Origin of the sequence: Microbacterium sp. K35, from assembly GCF_004794375.1 — a bacterium.
In the GTDB taxonomy this organism is placed as follows: Bacteria; Actinomycetota; Actinomycetes; order Actinomycetales; family Microbacteriaceae; genus Microbacterium; species Microbacterium sufflavum.
In genome coordinates, this window is the sequence record NZ_SSDM01000072.1 from 1 (window position 1) to 269 (window position 269).

Sequence of the window (269 nt, forward strand, 5' to 3'; positions counted from 1 at the left end):
GTGGCGTCGTCGAGCACGGAGATCGCGTTGCCCGTCACGCCGATGGGGGCGGTGACGGGTGCGGTGACCTGGGTGCCGCTGGCGGTGCCGTCCTCACCCGAAGTGGCGGGCGTGCCGCCGGTGGCGGGTGCGGACGGGGTGCCGCCGGTGCCGGTGTTACCGCTCGTGGCGCTGTCTCCCAGGAGCGAGATGGCGTTGCCGGTCACGGTCACGGGGGCCGTCACCGGGGCGACGACCTGGGTGCCGCTGGCGGTGCCGTCCTCACCCGA

Annotated in this window: 1 pseudogene; it reads right to left on the reverse strand. The window is 75.1% G+C overall.

Going from position 1 to position 269, the window contains the following annotated elements:
• A pseudogene (locus DW299_RS01950) lies at positions 1-269 on the reverse strand (DUF320 domain-containing protein); the annotation flags it as partial.